The sequence below is a fragment of the Streptococcus pluranimalium genome (assembly GCF_047785745.1).
GTDB lineage: Bacteria > Bacillota > Bacilli > Lactobacillales > Streptococcaceae > Streptococcus > Streptococcus pluranimalium_B.
Map to the genome: position 1 here is coordinate 1 of NZ_JBLOJT010000166.1, position 2,038 is coordinate 2,038.

At 34.5% G+C, this 2,038-nt stretch carries 2 protein-coding genes; both read right to left on the bottom strand.

All coding sequences use genetic code 11. The features are described 5' to 3' along the window. Nucleotides 1-238: 238 nt before the first annotated feature. Entirely contained in the window at nucleotides 239-925 is a 687-nt protein-coding gene (locus ACMZ6U_RS10185; RefSeq protein ID WP_416108310.1) for a response regulator transcription factor, read from the bottom strand. A gap of 74 nt (nucleotides 926-999) precedes the next feature. Next, nucleotides 1,000-1,968 carry a DUF3114 domain-containing protein gene (locus tag ACMZ6U_RS10190; RefSeq protein WP_416108311.1) on the bottom strand — a complete coding sequence of 323 codons (969 nt, stop codon included), beginning with the start codon at nucleotides 1,966-1,968 and terminating at the stop codon, nucleotides 1,000-1,002. Nucleotides 1,969-2,038: the final 70 nt, after the last annotated feature.

A 2,038-nucleotide genomic window follows, 5' to 3' on the forward strand; every position in this document is an offset into this window, starting at 1 on the left:
TAAAAACTGGCGAAAAGTTCTTATCCATAATCATATAGGATACACCCACCAATTGTTCTTCTGATTTTTTTCTGTCTCCGAATGATAAAGGCTATCTAATCTATTAAACTGTTCCTGTATAGATGATTTAGTTTGGCTATCGATTAAGCGATTAACAGCTATACGAAAACCTAAAAATAAGCAACAAAATAAAGAAAGAATAATGATTAAAGATTGTCTAAACAAAACATTTTTTAGTTTAGGGTTCAAAGACTTCCTTTTTCTTAACCAATCTAAACCCTTGCCCCCAAACCGTTTCAATAATAACATGACTATTTACCTGTCTTAACTTTTTCCTTATTCTTTTTATTGTATCATCAGTGACTCTTGTTTCAACATCACTATCAAATCCCCAAACTTCATCAAGTAATTGTTCTCTTGATACTGTTCGGCTGACTGATTTCATTAATAGTTGCATTACCTTATACTCTGTACTTGTCAGTCGAACCTTCTCATCTCCAATTTCTAAAACAGGTGAATCACTTAGTAAATTTAATCCTTGATAATTTAACAAATCTCCTTTTGTCTGACAGAGATGTCTTGATAGGAGAGCTTTAACCTTTAGGACTAATTTTATAGGAGAAAATGGCTTCGTAAAATAATCGTCTGCTCCCATTTCAAAACCATCAATATAATCTGGTTCAGAATCTCTAGCAGTTAGTAAAATAATAGGGACTTGAGATTTTTGGCGAATTCTTTCTACAATATGAAAACCATTTGTTCCTGGCATCATAACATCTAAAATGACCAAATCTGCCATTTTCTCAAGAGAAGCTAGCAGTAGTTGGTCTCCTGTTTCAAAGGTTTGAACTTGATACCCCTCTTTCCTTAAAATCATAGCAACTAACTCACGAATGAATTTTTCATCATCTGCAATATAAATCATTCTCAACGCTACTCTTACCTTTCTTTTAAAAGCATCACTGTATTTATCAACCATATTATAATGCCTAGCTATTTTTAAGCGTTTTTGATATCCTCTTTTATTACCTTAATCTCTTGAGCGACACGCTTTTTACTACTTTTGTTAGCTAAGCTGTATTTGCCTTTGGGATTAAAATAGCTAAGATCATAATCTCCTTTCTCACCAAATGGCCACTTACGGCTTCGATTGGGGGCACGAAAACCTCGAATCATTTTTTTTCGAAAGGGGGGATCGTGACGACGAACTGGACTAATATCTAATTGCCAGTGCCTTTTGCCACTTTGCCCATAATTAAAACTCGCCCCATTGACAACACCACTTTCAGTCACTTTTTCAGCATCATTCTCATTCAAGAAATTACCTCTACTATCAAGGATAAATTCAGTATGAAAACCCATCAATACTTTAACATTAGCAGATGGTTTTTGATCAGGGTAGATTACTCGTCCTTTCTTAAGGGCAATTTTATTGTGCAGGCGGGCTGATTCTTTAAAACTATAATCTCCATCACAAAACAAATTAGCCTGTTTTTTGTCTTTCAAATAATGCGTTAAAGCCTCTTGATCAGTCATTCCAGCTTTCTTAAAATGATAACGGACGTACTGAGCCTGATGACTGGAAATAATATAGCGTAATTGATGAACACGCCTTTGCAAATCACCTCCCTGAGAAAGATTATCCTCAGGAAAAACAGCTGAAACAAGCGCAGCAAAATCATACCAAAAATCAGCATTTGGCTCTAAATTAATACTGAACTTATCAATCAATTCCTTATTCTGCTCACATGATCCAACTAAGTCACTTGGCATATCAATATGATTCAATAAAGCTTCTAAACGCTCATTAGGAGTCATCAAGGACTGACTTTTATCCCAAAATCGCTGAAAAAGGATTGAGCCTACGGTCAAGTCTCCTTGATGGGCAATGTCTTTTTCAAACAGTGTCACTAATTGTTTTGACCAGCCTTCTTGTTCTAATTCTTCGTATGTTTTAATGATTGTCATAGCTTTATTTTATCAAAAAATATTATTAAAAGTGAACAATACTTTTCAAGCAGATAAAAAACCGTATCAA

Excerpts from the sequence above, each read along its gene's own strand:
- ACMZ6U_RS10185 (WP_416108310.1), bottom strand. The coding sequence starts at position 925 with ATGATTTATATTGCAGATGATGAAAAATTCATTCGTGAGTTAGTTGCT.
- ACMZ6U_RS10190 (WP_416108311.1), bottom strand. The coding sequence starts at position 1,968 with ATGACAATCATTAAAACATACGAAGAATTAGAACAAGAAGGCTGGTCA.